16 protein-coding genes are annotated in these 14,283 nt (G+C 65.4%); 6 read left to right on the forward strand and 10 right to left on the reverse strand.

Annotated elements, in window-relative coordinates:
- Positions 1–65: 65 nt before the first annotated feature.
- Positions 66–1,043, forward strand: coding sequence for an N-acetyl-D-Glu racemase DgcA (gene dgcA / locus F4U95_RS07460; RefSeq protein WP_150425175.1), 978 nt, complete (start codon positions 66–68; stop codon positions 1,041–1,043).
- Here the strand turns inward: dgcA and F4U95_RS07465 are convergent.
- From F4U95_RS07465 to F4U95_RS07475, 3 genes are all read right to left on the reverse strand, one after another.
- The gene (locus tag F4U95_RS07465; RefSeq protein WP_150425176.1) at positions 1,037–1,432 is read right to left on the reverse strand and encodes a hypothetical protein; all 396 of its coding nucleotides are present in this window, start codon (positions 1,430–1,432) and stop codon (positions 1,037–1,039) included. The two genes, dgcA and F4U95_RS07465, sit on opposite strands and share 7 nt — an antisense overlap.
- Before the next feature lie 566 nt (positions 1,433–1,998).
- Positions 1,999–3,165, reverse strand: a complete 1,167-nt coding sequence (locus tag F4U95_RS07470; RefSeq protein ID WP_150425177.1) for a mechanosensitive ion channel family protein — start codon at positions 3,163–3,165, stop codon at positions 1,999–2,001.
- 29 nt (positions 3,166–3,194) lie between these two features.
- Positions 3,195–4,196, reverse strand: coding sequence for a DNA topoisomerase IB (locus F4U95_RS07475; RefSeq protein ID WP_120251624.1), 1,002 nt, complete (start codon positions 4,194–4,196; stop codon positions 3,195–3,197).
- 94 nt (positions 4,197–4,290) lie between these two features.
- Here F4U95_RS07475 and F4U95_RS07480 point away from each other — a divergent pair, with 94 nt between their 5' ends.
- Complete coding sequence (locus F4U95_RS07480; protein WP_150425178.1) at positions 4,291–4,845, forward strand: type 1 glutamine amidotransferase domain-containing protein; 555 nt, start codon at positions 4,291–4,293, stop codon at positions 4,843–4,845.
- Here F4U95_RS07480 and F4U95_RS07485 read toward each other — a convergent pair.
- The 3 genes from F4U95_RS07485 to F4U95_RS24765 are packed head-to-tail and all read right to left on the reverse strand — an operon-like array spanning position 4,805 to position 7,015.
- Positions 4,805–5,524 carry a hypothetical protein gene (locus F4U95_RS07485; RefSeq protein WP_150425179.1) on the reverse strand — a complete coding sequence of 240 codons (720 nt, stop codon included), beginning with the start codon at positions 5,522–5,524 and terminating at the stop codon, positions 4,805–4,807. The genes F4U95_RS07480 and F4U95_RS07485 overlap by 41 nt on opposite strands.
- Positions 5,521–6,885, reverse strand: a complete 1,365-nt coding sequence (locus F4U95_RS07490; RefSeq protein ID WP_150425180.1) for a DUF5935 domain-containing protein — start codon at positions 6,883–6,885, stop codon at positions 5,521–5,523. The genes F4U95_RS07485 and F4U95_RS07490 overlap by 4 nt, the downstream gene beginning before the upstream one ends.
- On the reverse strand, positions 6,878–7,015 hold the full coding sequence (locus F4U95_RS24765; RefSeq protein ID WP_170267480.1) for a hypothetical protein: 138 nt from the start codon (positions 7,013–7,015) through the stop codon (positions 6,878–6,880). The genes F4U95_RS07490 and F4U95_RS24765 overlap by 8 nt, the downstream gene beginning before the upstream one ends.
- A 91-nt stretch (positions 7,016–7,106) precedes the next feature.
- Between F4U95_RS24765 and F4U95_RS07495 the strand changes: the two genes are divergently transcribed.
- Positions 7,107–8,333 carry a TIGR04063 family PEP-CTERM/XrtA system glycosyltransferase gene (locus tag F4U95_RS07495; RefSeq protein ID WP_150425181.1) on the forward strand — a complete coding sequence of 409 codons (1,227 nt, stop codon included), beginning with the start codon at positions 7,107–7,109 and terminating at the stop codon, positions 8,331–8,333.
- A gap of 60 nt (positions 8,334–8,393) precedes the next feature.
- Complete coding sequence (locus F4U95_RS07500) at positions 8,394–9,380, forward strand: hypothetical protein (RefSeq protein ID WP_150425182.1); 987 nt, start codon at positions 8,394–8,396, stop codon at positions 9,378–9,380.
- Positions 9,381–9,383: 3 nt separating this feature from the next.
- Here F4U95_RS07500 and F4U95_RS07505 read toward each other — a convergent pair whose 3' ends face one another.
- The gene (locus tag F4U95_RS07505; RefSeq protein ID WP_331852612.1) at positions 9,384–9,677 is read right to left on the reverse strand and encodes a hypothetical protein; all 294 of its coding nucleotides are present in this window, start codon (positions 9,675–9,677) and stop codon (positions 9,384–9,386) included.
- A gap of 74 nt (positions 9,678–9,751) precedes the next feature.
- Positions 9,752–9,937: a hypothetical protein gene (locus F4U95_RS07510; RefSeq protein WP_120251629.1), complete on the reverse strand. Its 186-nt coding sequence runs from the start codon at positions 9,935–9,937 to the stop codon at positions 9,752–9,754.
- 115 nt (positions 9,938–10,052) lie between these two features.
- Here F4U95_RS07510 and F4U95_RS07515 point away from each other — a divergent pair, with 115 nt between their 5' ends.
- Positions 10,053–10,733 carry a S24 family peptidase gene (locus F4U95_RS07515; RefSeq protein WP_150425184.1) on the forward strand — a complete coding sequence of 227 codons (681 nt, stop codon included), beginning with the start codon at positions 10,053–10,055 and terminating at the stop codon, positions 10,731–10,733.
- 92 nt (positions 10,734–10,825) lie between these two features.
- On the forward strand, positions 10,826–11,743 hold the full coding sequence (locus tag F4U95_RS07520) for an XdhC family protein (protein ID WP_150425185.1): 918 nt from the start codon (positions 10,826–10,828) through the stop codon (positions 11,741–11,743).
- A 240-nt stretch (positions 11,744–11,983) separates the two neighbouring features.
- Here F4U95_RS07520 and F4U95_RS07525 read toward each other — a convergent pair whose 3' ends face one another.
- Together F4U95_RS07525 and F4U95_RS07530 are read right to left on the reverse strand one after the other, a co-directional pair.
- On the reverse strand, positions 11,984–12,169 hold the full coding sequence (locus F4U95_RS07525; RefSeq protein WP_120251632.1) for a YbdD/YjiX family protein: 186 nt from the start codon (positions 12,167–12,169) through the stop codon (positions 11,984–11,986).
- The gene (locus F4U95_RS07530; RefSeq protein ID WP_150425186.1) at positions 12,166–14,214 is read right to left on the reverse strand and encodes a carbon starvation CstA family protein; all 2,049 of its coding nucleotides are present in this window, start codon (positions 14,212–14,214) and stop codon (positions 12,166–12,168) included. The genes F4U95_RS07525 and F4U95_RS07530 overlap by 4 nt, the downstream gene beginning before the upstream one ends.
- Positions 14,215–14,283 lie beyond the last annotated feature (69 nt).

The following is a 14,283-nucleotide window of genomic DNA, read 5'->3' on the forward strand; positions in this document are numbered from 1 at the left end:
CGCCTCTTGTGTTTCACGCATATGACGCTGCTTCACATGGTCAATGACTGACGCAGGGAACGCCGATGACCCGTATAATTTCCGCGACCGTCGAACGTTGGCCGGTAGCGGGTGCCTTCGTCATCAGTCGCGGGGCCAAGACCCATGTCGATGTGATCGTCTGTACCGTGGGCGACGGCGTACATGAAGGGCGCGGCGAAGGCACGGCCATCTATTATGAGGGCGAGAGTGCGGAGGGATGCGTCGCGGCGCTCCAAGGCTATGCCGGGCCGCTGGAGCGCGACGCGCTGCTGACGCATATGCCGCGCGGCGCGGCGCGCAATGCGTTGGATTGCGCGCTGTGGGATCTGGAAGCGAAGCGGGCGGGCGTGCCGGTATGGCAGCTGGCCGGGCTGGCTGCGCCGGCGGCGCTGCCCACCGCCTTCACCATCAGCCTGGGCGATCCGGGGAAGATGGAGAGTGATGCACGGGCAGCGGCGGCGCGGGGCTTTGCGCTTCTGAAATGCAAGCTGACCGGCGAGGGCGACCGGGCACGGATCGCCGCCGTGCGCGCGGGCGCGCCCGATGCCAGGTTGATCGTCGATGCCAATGAAAGCTGGCATGCCATGGACATCGCGGCGGAGGCGGCGGCATTGGCCGCGCTGGGCGTGGAGATGGTCGAGCAGCCGGTGATCCATGGGCAGGAAGACAGGCTGGCAGGGGTGCGGGCGTCCTTGCCGCTATGCGCCGATGAAAGTTGCCATACCCGCGCGGACCTCGACCGGCTGGGCGATTTCGACGCGGTCAATATCAAGCTGGACAAGGCCGGGGGGCTGACCGAGGCGCTGGCGCTGGCGAGCGAGGCGCGCGCGCGCGGGTTTCGCATCATGGTCGGCTGCATGCTGAGCACATCGCTGGGCATCGCGCCGGCCGCGCTGGTGGCGCAGGGGGCGCACTGGATCGACCTGGACGGCGCGCTGCTGCTGGCGGAGGACCGGGCCGGCGGCCTGCCCTTGCGGGACGGGATGTTGCAGCCCGGCACCTTGTGGGGCGCGGGTCAGTAACCCAGGGTCAGGCCGACCGCATAATATTTGGGGCCGACATTGGCCTTGGCCCGCAGCTTGGGGATGATCGGCATGGCCAGCGTCGCATAGGGGCGGGTATTATCGCCGCTGAAGCGGACGCCGGCGCCGATCGTCATCGACAGCGGGATGGTGTAGGCGGCTTCGACCCGGCCATAGAGTTTCGTGTCGCCATCGCGAATATAGACGCCCGCGCCCGGCGTCAGGCTGAAGCCTGCAATGCCCATGGCATAGCCCGCACCTAGTTCCGTACCCCAATGGCCGTCCGCGCGGGCATAATTGGCCTCCGCGCCCAGTCCTTCGGCATGGGCGGTGGCGGGCAGAGCGGCGGCGAGCGCGGCGACGGTCAGGGTGAGGGCGACATGCTTCATGGGACAAGCGGCTAGGGCGGCAGGGCGGCGCCGGCAAGGTGGGGCGGGACGAGTCGGTCTTGCGGCGGGATGGTAAGGCCGCGCCATCTACGCGACACATAAGCGACGAGCGAAGTTCACACTGTTGCAGGGGGCGATGGGGGCCGAAGCGCTCGCAAGGCGCCTGCGACGCGCCACCGGCGCGCCATCCATGCGACACCCGTGCGCCATCGGGGCGACGATCGCGCGCCACGGGCGCGACAGGGATGCGACCGGAGGGCGACAAGGGAGCAGGGGGCAGAAGGAAAGATGGTCCATCGGGCAGGATGAAGCAGACATTATCCTACATTGGAAGGATGGTAGGACAGGTGGCGAAGGCTGGCTATCGGCTGATTTAAGCCCTCTCCCGCTTTTCGCGAGAAAGGGTTGGGTGAGGGCCTTCTTGGAAAAGCATCAACTGATGCAGGACGATGGCGCATGCGCGAACCGCAGCGCCCTATATTGAGTCACGCTGCTATGGCCGAACACCAAGAAAGACCCTCACCCAACCCTCTCCCGTGAAGACGGGAGAGGGCTATAAGGCTCATTCATTTTTCCCCCACAAGCCTTGCCGGCTTCACGTCCGGATAGGGCATGATCGCCTTGCCATCCGGGCCGGCGGTGAAGCTGGTTTGCGTCGGGTAGGCGAACTCGATCCCTTCGGCGTTGAACCTCTTCCAGATGGCGAGGCCGATGCGGTGGCGCATCTGGAAATAATCATGATGGTCGGGGTCGGGCACGTCGAAATTCAGCTGATAGTCCAGGCTGCTGGCGCCGAAGGCGACGATGCCGGCATTGACGAAGATCAGCCCCTCCGCCTCGACGATCTTCTGGAGCATGGCGGGAATAGCCTCCGCCTTCGCCTCGTCCGTCTGGTAGATGACGCCGATGGCGTAGGTCACGCGGCGCTGGATCAGCGTCTGGAGGCTGGTAATTTCCTTTTGCAACAGCTGCGAGTTGCCGATCACCTTCTTCTCGCCGCTCATCGCGCGCAGGCGCGTGCTTTTCAGGCCGATCTTTTCCACCCGCGCGGTGGTCTGGTCATAGGTGATGATCTCACCCCGGCGGAACGGCTTGTCGAAGATGATGGACAGCGCGGCGAACAGGTCGGAGAAGATGCCCTGCGCCGCCAGACCGATGGCGATGCCGCCGATGCCCAGACCCGCGACCAGGCCGGTGACGTTGACGCCCAGATTGTCCAGCACCACGATCGCGGCGATGGCGAACAGCGCGAAGCTGACCAGAATGCGGATCAGGCCCATCGCATTGGCCAGCGTTTCGCCGCCGCCATCCTCCGCCAGCGTCTTGCGCTCGATCAGGCCCAGGATGATTTCCCGCGCCCAGAGCGCGGCCTGCAACACGGCCGCGATGGTGAAGAGGAAGGTGACCGTCTTCGCCAGCGAAGGCGGCGCGTCGGCATAGCCCACCACCAGCTTGGCGGCGACCAGGATCATGAAATAATGGGTGGTGCGCGCCGCCGCCCGGCCCAGCACATTGGCATAGCCCAGCGGGTCGCCGACGCCACCCTTGTGCCGCTTGCCCAGTTCGCGCAGCGCCGCGAGCGCGAGATAGATGATGATCGCCGCACCCACCGCGATCGCGATCTGCACATAATGGAGCTGGAACCAGGCGATGGTGCTCTGTCCCATTTCCCGTAAATTGGGCGCATGAACAGTGAGGTCGGGAAGGGAGGTGTCGGTCTTCTTGTCGGCCATGCCAATCCTGTCTGGTCGAAAATTTGGTGTCAGGCCGCCGCTGCAAGCGGGGCGCAATCGGCAATGCCGTCGAGGAAAGCGATCAGGCCGCGTTCCCCGCGGGAGAGATAGCGGGTTCGACGCGGCAAGCGAAGCCCCGCGCGCCAATCATCCTGCCCATCGCGGCAAAGCGCGATCAGGGCGGGGTGGATGTAGCTTTTGCGGCTGATCGCCGGCGTATTGCCCAGCGCCTGCGCCACCGGCTCCAGCATCTGCTTCAGGGAGACATGGCCGGCCGCCAGCGTTTCGAACGCGATGGTGGAGGCGCCCCAGGTGCGGAAATGCTTGGCGGTGAACGGCGCGCCCATCGCATCGGCAATATAGGCGTTGACGTCGCTGGAGGTGATCGGCCGCGCCTCTCCATCTTCGTCCACATATTGGAAGAGATGCTGGCCCGGCAGATCCTGCACCTGCCGCACGAAGCGCAGCAGGCGGGTGTCGGTGACGGTCAGCTGCTGCTGCTTGCCCGATTTGGCGCGGTAGCGCAGCGTCAGCGTCTTGCCGGTCAGGTCGACATGGCGGCGGCGCAGCGTGGTGGCGCCGAAACTCTTGTTGGTGGTGGCATAATGTTCGTTGCCCACGCGCAGCTTGGCGAGGTCCAGCAGGCGGACGACGGCAGCCAAAGTGCGGTCCTTGCGCAGGCCGCGTTTCGACAGGTCGGCCTCCAGCCGCTCGCGCAATTTGGGTAGAGCGCGACCGAAATCGGGGCAGCCGGCATATTTCTCCGCCTCTCGCGCGGCGCGGAAGTCGGGATGGTAGCGATATTGTTTCCGGCCCCGGTCGTCATAGCCGATCGCCTGAATATGGCCGTAGGGAGACGCGCAGAACCAGCAGTCGCGATAGGCGGGCGGCAAGGCGATGCGGTTCAGCCGGTCGATTTCCTCGCGGTCGGTGATGCGGGCGCCATCGGCGCGATAATAGGCCCAGCCATGCTTCAGCGCGCGGCGGGTAATGCCGGGGCAGCTGTCGTCGCTATGTGTAAGATCTGGCATTTGTACCGGAAAACCCGCCGTTCGTCGCTTCGTTCCGCAACCTGTAGCGAGGCGAGCGGTTGAAGGGCTTTCCCGCATCATCAAGGAGAGACATATGCCCGCCATCGAGGAAAGCCGCATCCTGATCGTCGCGACCGACGGCTTCGAGCAGTCCGAACTGTTCGACCCGCGTCAGGCCTTGATCGACGCCGGGGCGGAGGTCGTGCTGGCCGCGCCCGACACGCAGCCGATCCAGGGTATGAAACATGATGAGAAGGGCGACACCATCACGCCGGAAATCACGCTGGAGGCGGTGAAAGTCGCCGAATATGACGGGCTGATCCTGCCCGGCGGCGTCGCCAATCCCGATACGCTGCGCACCAACGACAAGGCGGTGGCGATCGTGCGGGCCTTCGTCGACGCGGGCAAGCCGGTGGCGGCGATCTGCCATGGGCCGTGGCTGCTGGTGGAGGCGGATGTCGTGCGCGGCAAGACCGTCACCGGCTGGCCATCGGTGCGCACCGACCTGACCAACGCCGGCGCGCAGGTCGTCGATCAGGCGGTGGCGATAGACGGCAATATCATCACCAGCCGCAAGCCGGACGATATCCCCGCCTTTGTCGAAGCCTTCAAGGCAGCGGTTGACGCAGGCCAGCCGGTCGCAGCCTGACGGCCAGGTTGGCCGGCACGGCGCTGAGCCGCCATGGCATGACCGGGCGGCGCAGCATCGACAGATGGGCCAGCGTCCAGGCGGCGCAGACGGCGAAAGTCGGCGCGGCGAAGGCGAGGGCGCCGGGGAAGAGCAGCGGCGCGGCGATCGCGGCCACGCCGCCGCCCAGCGCCAGCGCCAGCGCGCGCGGCTCGCCATCGGGGCCGCGCAGCCAGACCATGCAGGCGGTCACGCCGGTGAGGAAGCACAGGATCAGGTGCAGGGCAGGCTGGCCCATGGCGCCGGTCGCCGCGATCAGCAGCGGAAGCGCGCCGGCCGCGTGGATCAGGCTGCGCCGGCCGATCAGCAGGGTGGCGAGCGGATAGGCCAGCAACTCGCAAGCGAGGGCAGCGGTCAGGATCGCGCCCGCCAACCTGAGGTCGCCGGCGATCAGCGCCACGACCGCCGCCGCGCCCCAGCGGAGCAGCCGCGATGGCGCCATGATGATATGGCTGACCCACTCCCTCGTGCCGGAGCGCAGGGTGAAGCGGCGATCGGCCAGCCGCAGCTGGAAACCGCCGATCAGCATCAGCGCGTCCATGCCCCAGGGCAGGAGGTCCGGCGCCACAAGCGGACAGGCCAGCGCCAGCCCCAGCAACAGGCCATGGGCGACGCCCAGCGCGCGCAGTTCGCCGTTCATGCCGGGACTCCGTGCCGGGCGGCGAGGGCGGCGTCCAAGTCGCGCTTGGCCGCATCCTTGCGCAGTCGGGTCAGATAGGTGTCCAGCCCGATCTGAAGCGCGAGCATCATGAAGATGAAGGGTTGGTAGGCGATACCCACGAAGAGCGATCCGATCATGTAGACGACATGGCCCTGTTGCAGGGCTGAGGCGAAGGGGGAGATCCAGGCCTCGTCCGGTCCATTTCGCTTGCGATAGAGGCGACGGATCGCCTCCGTCCGGATGAAGCAGATGCCGTGGATCAGCGCCCAGATGAAGAAACCGAAATAGCCCTGTTCGCCCAGCATCTCGAAATAGGCGCTGTGATAGGCGCGGCCGCGGTCGGTGACGGTGCGGCGCTCGATCCGCGCGCCGCCGCTGTCGACGACGGTACTCTGGGCGAAATAGGTGAAGCTGTTCTGGAGATAATTGTCGAAGCCGCCGCCGCCCGGATGCGTCTTCACATAGTCGAGCGTCCACATCCACACCGCGACGCGGGTGGAGGCGCTTTCGTCGCCCTGGTGATTCTCGATCGTCTCCATCCGCTGGGTGAAGCTGGCGGGGAGGAAGGGGATGGCGGCCAGCCCGGCGACGGCGAGCAGCGGGCCGTAGATGAACTTCTTCTTCGACCGCATCAGCATCATGCCGAAGAGAAGGACGAGGCAGACGAGGCCGGTGCGGGCCTCCGTGCCGATCGGCATCAGCATGCAGGCCAGGCACAACGCATAGCAGAAGGCCTTCACCCGCCAGTCGGGCGGGAAGATGGTGCCATGGTTGGACAGCCAGAGGATGAGCGGCATCAGCGATATGGCGACGCAGCTGATGATGCTGCCTTCGTACAGGCCGCTGTTATTTTCGACCATCAAGTTCAGCACGCCATAGCCGCCGCCCGACAGCGCGGTCTTCATGCCGCCATTGATGATGATGGTGCTGGCGCAGAGAATCATGAAGACGGTCAGCGCCTCGATCCGCAGGCGCGTGCGCAGGACCAGCGGCAGGAAGATGCCGGCGATGATCGCCTTCCAAACCCAATTCCATTTGGTCAGCGCCTCCACCGGGAAATCGGCGGTCAGGGTGGTGTAGCCGCACCAGGCGACCAATAGGAGCATCAGCCCCTGCCGCGCGGAGAATCGGCAATCCTTCTTGTCGTCCATCACCAGCCAGGCGCCGACCATCGCGGCAAAGGCCATGGCGGAAATGGGAATGGTGTTGAGCAGGAAATAGGACAGGCGCTGGGGCGAGACGATGTCGATATAGGCGTAGACCGCCACCAGCAGGAACGGCCGCTTCAAACCCATCAGGCCAAAGAGGCCGAGGAAGGCGATGAAGAAGAGGTCACGCATCGGCATGTGGCTCCGATGCCGGAGGAGGCTGCGGTAGCGGATCGCGGTCCAGATCGGCACGCGGCAGCAGGCGCCAGGCGGCGAGCAGGATCACGCCATGGCTGATCAGCAGGGATAGGGCGTCGATCATCGCTTCTGAGTGATTCCGTTCGGCACGGTTCCTCCACTAACCAGACAGAGTTGACGGGCCGTTAAACCTTTTTCGCCAAACAGATCGGGCTATGACTCGTATTCTCCATGTCCTGGACCACAGTCTGCCGCTGCACAGCGGCTATACCTTTCGCACCCGTGCGATCCTGCGGGCGCAGATGGCGCGTGGGTGGGAAGTGCGCGGCATTACCGGGCATCGTCATGTGGCGGATGGCCCGGCGGAAGAAGTAGTGGACGGGCTGACCTTCCACCGTACCCCCGGCGTGGCGGCCAGCGGCAATCCGCTGATTCGCGAATGGCGCGATATCGCCGCCCATGCCGATGCGATCGACGCGCTGGTGCGCCAGTGGCGGCCGGACGTCATTCATGCCCATTCGCCGGTGCTGAACGCGATCGCGGCGCAGCGCGTGGCCAAGCGTCATGGCCTGCCGATGATCTACGAAATCCGGGCTTTCTGGGAAGATGCGGCGGTCGGCAACGGCACCGGGGTCGAGGGCAGCCCGCGTTATTGGCTGACCCGCCAGCTGGAAAGCCGGGCGGTGCGCGCGGCTGATGCGGTGGCGGTGATCTGCGAAGGGCTGCGCGGCGACCTGATCGCGCGCGGCGTGGATGCGGGCAAGATCGTCGTGTCGCCCAATGGCGTCGACATGGACCAGTTCGGTGCGCCGGTGGATCGCGATCCTGTACTGACCGCGAAGCTGGGGCTGGAGGGAGCGGACGTCGTCGGCTTCATCGGCAGCTTCTATGATTATGAGGGATTGGACGACCTGATCGCCGCGATGCCGCGACTCGTGCGCGCCCGGCCGAAGGCGAAGCTGTTGCTGGTGGGTGGCGGGCCGATGGAACAGGCGCTGCGCGATCAGGCGATGGCGTCGCCCTTTGCCGATCATATCGTCTTCGTCGGCCGCGTGCCGCACGATCAGGTCGAACATTATTATGCGCAGGTCGATGTGCTGGCCTATCCGCGCAAGGCGATGCGGCTGACCGATCTGGTCACGCCCTTAAAGCCGCTGGAAGCGATGGCGCAGGGGCGGCTGGTCGCGGCGTCGAGCGTGGGCGGGCATCGCGAACTGATCGAGGATGGGGTGACAGGCACCTTGTTCGCGCCGGACGATCCGGCCGCGATCGCCACGGCATTGGCGGACCTGTTCGCCGACCGGGCGATCTGGGACGAGCGCCGCGCCGTCGCCCGCGCCTTTGTAGAGGCAGAACGTAACTGGTCGTCAAACATTTTGCGTTATGAACCCGTTTACCAGCGGTTGCTGGCGCGCCCGACGGGCGCGCGCGCAGCGGCATGAGTCGGGCCTGATGAGGGGTTGAACAAAAAAGTGTCGACAGGCGTAGACAGGAGGCGGGGGATGGCGCTGGCGGCTTTTGCCGGTCTGGCAGTCGCCCTGCTGTTCCTGTGGATGCCCGTCGGCCTGGTCGAGATGCTGGTGGCGTCGAGTGGCCTGAGCGAAGCAGTGCCTGCTGCGGCGCCGCCGCTGGGTTTGAAGGCGCGACTGTTGATGGCGGGTTTTGCCGGATTGATGGCGGTGGGCGTAGTTGGCCTGACGCGCCGGGATTCGGGGATACCGGCCCTTGAAGATGAAACAGGACGTGCCAAACGCGTCCAGGGAGCAAGAAAAATGGGTTTCGCATTCTCCAAGCTGACTGCACTGGCCCGGGGCCGCGCCGCGTCCGAACCGGATATCCCGGTCCTGCGCCGCGCCGATGCTCATCCCGATGCGCCGTCGCGCCCGCCCATTTTCGCCAGCCGCGATTTCGACGGGCTGGATATCTTTCCCAAGACCGAATCGGGCCGCCGGTCGCTGGTGGCCAATCGGGAGCCGGAACGCGATACGGTCGTGCCGCTCGGCAATCTGGCCATGCCCAGCGCGCCGACGCCGATCGCAGAACAGGATCTGCCCCAGCCCGCCTTCCTGCGCCCCGCCGGCCCGTTCACCGCGCCCACTTTGGTGCAGGAGGATGCGGTGGACGCGCATGAGGAGGACATGCATGTCGAGGACATGGTCACCGAAGCCCCCGAAGCGTTCTGGATGCCGCAGGACATGGTCGCACCGGTGATGTCTCCCGCGCCCGCGCCACTCTTCGCGCCTGAACCGGCCGTTGAACCGATTCGCCCGGCGCCGCTGCCGACCCATGGCCTGTCGATCAGCGAACTGACCGACAGGTTGGAACGGGGCCTGGCCCAACGGTCGCGCAAGATGAGTGCCCCCGCCGGCACGATCGCCGACATGCCGGTCGCCCCGGCCGTTACGGTGCGCGCCAGCGTGGAGCAGGACCAGGATGAAGCGCTGCGCGCCGCATTGGGTGCGCTGCGCTCCATGACCGGCAGGCGCTAACGCCTATCGATCCTCTATGGTAAGGGCGGACAGGTCCAGCCAGACGCCCTTATTATCCACATCGCCGTTATCCACGGTGATGTCGGCGACGAAATGCCCGGATATCTGCCATTCGGCATCGGTCAGAACGGCCATGAGCATCAAGCTGCGCATCCGGTAATCCTCACCGTGCACATGCAGGCGGATGAGGTGACGGCGCCCTTCGAACAAGGCGCTGGCCCAGGGACGGCTCACGGCCCGTTCGACCGTCGTGGGTTCGCCGGCCAGAGCGAGCAATTGCGCCAGCAATGACGGCAACGGATCGTCTCGCTTTTTTCCTATCGCTTGATTTCGGATGAGTCTCGCACCTGCGAAACGACGATCCATGCTTGTCATCGGCTGATGCTCCTGCGATATGTGTTCATGAAATGTTCTACACGTCTCCGCACCCGATCGCCGGGTTCCCGGCCCAGGCGCAGGTCGAAGACCAAGCGCGGATCGCGCGCGCAATCGCGGCCGAACCGGGTCGGCGTCATGTCTTCGTCGCGCAGGAAACGCTCGATCATTTGCAGCAACATGGGCTTTCTTCTCCCCCGTCAGTGCGACTCGCCCGCTGCGAGTCGATAGGCGTATTCCTATCTCAATTGCATTTTCCTACTTGTCTAGGAAAATTCCTATCATTATGGACCGGATATGGATGAATCTCAGCACGCCCGGATCGCGCTGGAACGGCTGATCGCCGACCGGGGCGAAAATTATGCCGATCTGTCGCGGCTGATCGGGCGCAACCCCGCCTATATTCAGCAGTTCATCAAGCGCGGTACGCCCCGCAAGCTGGACGAAGCGGACCGGCGCGTGCTGGCGCGCTATTTCGGCGTACCCGAAGCGATGCTGGGCGGGGTCGAAGCGCCGACGCCCGTTATCGGCGCCGCGCCGGTTCGGATACGCGGCATGCCGGCCGTCGTGGCGGTGCCGCGCCTGGCATTGGGCGCGTCGGCCGGGCCGGGATCATTGGACGAGGATGAGCAGGCGGCCGGCGTGATGGCGTTCGACGCCCGCTGGCTGCGCCATCTGGGCGTGCGGCCGCAGCGCGTGTCGATCATCCGGGTCGATGGCGAATCGATGGCGCCGACATTGAATGATGGTGACGACATCATGGTCGATCATGACGATGATGCCGGCCGCCTGCGTGACGGGGTCTATGTGTTGCGGCTGGATGGGGTGCTGATGGTCAAGCGCATCGCCATGGGGCCGCGCCGCGGCTGGTTCAGCGTGGTCAGCGACAATCCCCATTATCCCGACTGGGCCGACATCGACCCGGCGCTGGTGGATATTGTCGGGCGGGTCGTATGGAGTGGCAGGCGCCTACACTAAGCTGGCACCAGGCGTGGCTCTATCCACGTCCCATCTGGGAAACGGATGGGCGGTGCGGCGTTGATGTGCAGGCCAGTCACGGGGAATTTCAGTTGAACGATAATAGTGCGGTGATCCGCAAGGCGATCGAATGGCGCGACGCGCCGATGGCGCTGGCGACGGTGGTATCGACATGGGGATCGGCACCGCGTCCGCGCGGCAGCCATATGATCGTCCATGCCGATGGCCGGTTCGAAGGCAGCATTTCGGGCGGCTGTGTGGAAAGTGCCGTCCTGCAACGCGCGGCCGAGGTGATCGACGGACGGGCGGCGCATGTGGAACGCTATGGCGTGGCCGATGGCGATGCGTGGGAGGTCGGCCTGCCCTGCGGCGGGGAGATTGCGGTATTGGTCCAGCCGGTGGGCGAAGGCGGTTTTACGCCCGATCTGTTCGGGCAGATCGCCACCGCGAGCGAGGCCGGGCGCGCGCTGACGCTGGCGACCGATCTGGCCAGTGGCGTGACCGGCGTAGAGGTGAAAGAGGGCGATTTCCTCAATCGCTACGATCCGCCGCGTCGGCTGCTGATCGTGGGGGCGGTGCAGATTGCGCAAAGCCTGGTGCCATTGGCGCAGGCGATCGGGGTTACGCCGGTGGTGATCGACCCGCGCGGGCGCTTCCTGACGCCCGAGCGCTTCCCCGGCGTCGAACTGGACGATCGCTGGCCCGATGAAGCGGTGGCAGCGCGACGGCCCGGCGAGTCGACGGCGGTGGTGGTGCTGAGCCATGACATCAAGATCGACGATCCGGCGCTGGTCGCGGCGCTGCGGGCGCCGACCGGCTATGTCGCGGCATTGGGATCACGCCGCAGCCATGCGGCACGGCTGGAGCGCTTGGCGGAAATGGGCTTTGCCGCTGAGGATCTCGCCCGGATCGACGGTCCGGCGGGAATCGATATCGGCGCCATCGGCCCGGCGGAAATCGCGCTGTCGATCAGCGCGGGCATGGTCGCGGGCTTCAACGCGCGCGGATGACGGCATGCATATGTTCTAAGTGTGCCCCCCGCCGCAAGGGATGGGCAGGGGGCACATCCTCTACGCTGTCGGGCACAAAGGATGGCGCGCCCTAGCAAAGCGACGGAAGCGATCAATACCCCATCGGGTGTATTTTTGAAATTTCTTGTCGCCTATTTTGATTTTACAGTCGTAATATTACGAAGATTGCCATTCATGTCATGATGTCGCCGCGCTAAATAGCTGTTTTCCGGCAATGTTTCAGCAACATCGCCCGCCATTCTTGCCGCCATAGCGAGCTTCCTGCCGGTCCCGAAAAAATTGCGTGCGGTTCATTGCCGGACGGTCGGGATGGTGCGCAGCCATGTGGCGCAGATAGGCATCATAGTCCGGCAGGCCGACCATGAGTCGCGCCGTGCGACGCGCGATATCGAGCCAGCCGATCATTCCGCCGGCACCAGTTGCGAAGGGATTTCGCGCGCGGTGGGCGCGGCGATCCGCCGGGCGGCGAGGCAGGTCTTCACGGTGAAGAAGAGCAGCGCCAGCACCACGGCCAGGAACAGCGCTACCAAGGCCGCATCGATCCGGTCGTTGAAGATGATCCGCTGCATCTCCGCCATCGACTTGGCCGGGCTGAGTATCTCGCCCGCGTCCGCCGCCGCGCTGAACTTGGCCGCATGGGCCAGGAAACCGACCTTGGCATCGGCCGAGAAGAGCTTCAGCCAGCCCGCCGACAAGGTGCAGATCAGCAGCCAGGCGGTGGGGACTAGCGTGACCCAGGCGAAGCGGTCGCGCTTCATGCGGAAGAGGACGGTGGTTCCCAGCATCAGGGCGATCGCGGCGAGCATCTGGTTGGAAATGCCGAATACCGGCCAGAGCGTGTTCACCCCGCCCAGCGGATCGGTGACGCCCTGATAGAGGAAGAAGCCCCAGGCCGCGACGGTCAGGCCGGTGGCGACGATGCCGGGAACATGGCTCTTGCTTTCCTTGAAGCTGGGCACGGCCAGCGCGATCAGATCCTGCAACATGAAACGCCCGGCGCGGGTGCCGGCATCCACGGCGGTCAGGATGAAGAGCGCTTCGAACAGGATGGCGAAATGATACCAGAAGGCCTTCATCGCGGGGCCTCCCACGACATGGCTGAAGATTTCCGCCATCGCCACGGCTAGCGTCGGGGCGCCGCCCGCGCGGCTGATGATGCTATGTTCGCCGACATCCTTCGCCGTCTGGGTGATGAGGTCGGGCGAGATGGGGAAGCCCATGGCGGTGACGGCGGCCGATGCGCTGGCCGCGTCGGTGCCGATCAGAGCGGCGGGGCTGTTCATCGTGAAATAGATGCCGGGGTCCAGGATCGATGCGCCGACCAGCGCCATGATCGCCACGAACGCCTCCATCAGCATCGCGCCATAGCCGATCATCGGCGCATGGGCTTCGCTGGCGATCAGCTTGGGTGTCGTGCCGCTGGCGATGAGGGCGTGGAAGCCGGATACCGCGCCGCAGGCGATGGTGATGAATAGGAAGGGGAAGAGGCCGCCCGACCAGACCGGGCCGTTGCCCCCGATAAATTGGGTGACGGCGTGCATCTTGAGCGGCGGGGCCATGATGACGATGCCGATGGCGAGCGCAGCGATCGCCCCGATCTTGAGGAAGGTCGACAGATAATCACGCGGCGCCAGCAACAGCCAGACCGGCAGGACGGAGGCGACCGCGCCATAGCCGATCAAAATCCAGCACAGTTGCACCGGCGTGAAGGTGAAGGCCGGACCCCAGACGGGCGAGAGCGATACCGCCTGCCCATAGACGATGGCGGCAAGCAGGCCGATCAGGCCCAGGATCGACACTTCGCCGATGCGGCCGGGCCGGATCCAGCGTGTATAGGCGCCCATCGCCATGGCCAGCGGCACGGTAGCCGCGACGGTGAACATGCCCCACGGGCTTTCGGCCAATGCCTTCACCACGATCAGCGCCAGCACCGCCAGGATGATGACCATGATCATGAAGGCGCCGAACAAAGCGATGGTGCCGGCGACCTGCCCCATTTCCATGCGGATGAGTTCGCCCAGCGATTTGCCGTCGCGGCGCATGGAGATGAACAGGACCATGAAATCCTGCACCGCGCCTGCCAGCACCACGCCGAATATGATCCAGAGCGTGCCGGGGAGGTAGCCCATCTGCGCGGCCAGAACAGGCCCCACCAGCGGCCCGGCGCCCGCGATCGCCGCGAAATGATGGCCGAACAGGACCGTCTTGTCGGTCGCGACATAATCGAGGCCGTCGGCGCGGCGGATCGCCGGGGTCGGCCGGGCGGGATCGAGCCGCATCACATGGCGGGCGATGTAGAGCGCATAATAGCGATAGGCGACCAGGAAGCAGCTGACCGCCGCGACCACGATCCACAGCGCATTGACATTCTCGCCGCGCGACACCGCCACGACGGTCAGCGCGACCGCGCCGATAATCGCGGTCAAAATCCAGGGAATGTGCCGGGTCATGCCGCCTCGCCATTGATAGTTTGTTTGTTACGGGATGGACGCGCACCCTAAGCCGCTGGCCCCGAAAGA

This window comes from Sphingobium limneticum, assembly GCF_008710165.1.
GTDB lineage: Bacteria > Pseudomonadota > Alphaproteobacteria > Sphingomonadales > Sphingomonadaceae > Sphingobium > Sphingobium limneticum.

What these genes read in the sequence shown, in the direction of transcription:
- F4U95_RS07485 (WP_150425179.1), bottom strand. Translation starts at nt 5,524, where the DNA reads ATGAACGGCGAACTGCGCGCGCTGGGCGTCGCCCATGGCCTGTTGCTG.
- F4U95_RS07470 (WP_150425177.1), bottom strand. Translation starts at nt 3,165, where the DNA reads ATGGCCGACAAGAAGACCGACACCTCCCTTCCCGACCTCACTGTTCAT.
- F4U95_RS07525 (WP_120251632.1), bottom strand. Translation starts at nt 12,169, where the DNA reads ATGATCGGCTGGCTCGATATCGCGCGTCGCACGGCGCGACTCATGGTC.
- F4U95_RS24765 (WP_170267480.1), bottom strand. Translation starts at nt 7,015, where the DNA reads ATGATCGACGCCCTATCCCTGCTGATCAGCCATGGCGTGATCCTGCTC.
- F4U95_RS07500 (WP_150425182.1), top strand. Translation starts at nt 8,394, where the DNA reads ATGGCGCTGGCGGCTTTTGCCGGTCTGGCAGTCGCCCTGCTGTTCCTG.
- F4U95_RS07490 (WP_150425180.1), bottom strand. Translation starts at nt 6,885, where the DNA reads ATGCGTGACCTCTTCTTCATCGCCTTCCTCGGCCTCTTTGGCCTGATG.
- F4U95_RS07480 (WP_150425178.1), top strand. Translation starts at nt 4,291, where the DNA reads ATGCCCGCCATCGAGGAAAGCCGCATCCTGATCGTCGCGACCGACGGC.
- F4U95_RS07515 (WP_150425184.1), top strand. Translation starts at nt 10,053, where the DNA reads ATGGATGAATCTCAGCACGCCCGGATCGCGCTGGAACGGCTGATCGCC.
- F4U95_RS07510 (WP_120251629.1), bottom strand. Translation starts at nt 9,937, where the DNA reads ATGTTGCTGCAAATGATCGAGCGTTTCCTGCGCGACGAAGACATGACG.
- F4U95_RS07530 (WP_150425186.1), bottom strand. Translation starts at nt 14,214, where the DNA reads ATGACCCGGCACATTCCCTGGATTTTGACCGCGATTATCGGCGCGGTC.
- F4U95_RS07465 (WP_150425176.1), bottom strand. Translation starts at nt 1,432, where the DNA reads ATGAAGCATGTCGCCCTCACCCTGACCGTCGCCGCGCTCGCCGCCGCT.
- F4U95_RS07495 (WP_150425181.1), top strand. Translation starts at nt 7,107, where the DNA reads ATGACTCGTATTCTCCATGTCCTGGACCACAGTCTGCCGCTGCACAGC.
- F4U95_RS07475 (WP_120251624.1), bottom strand. Translation starts at nt 4,196, where the DNA reads ATGCCAGATCTTACACATAGCGACGACAGCTGCCCCGGCATTACCCGC.
- dgcA (WP_150425175.1), top strand. Translation starts at nt 66, where the DNA reads ATGACCCGTATAATTTCCGCGACCGTCGAACGTTGGCCGGTAGCGGGT.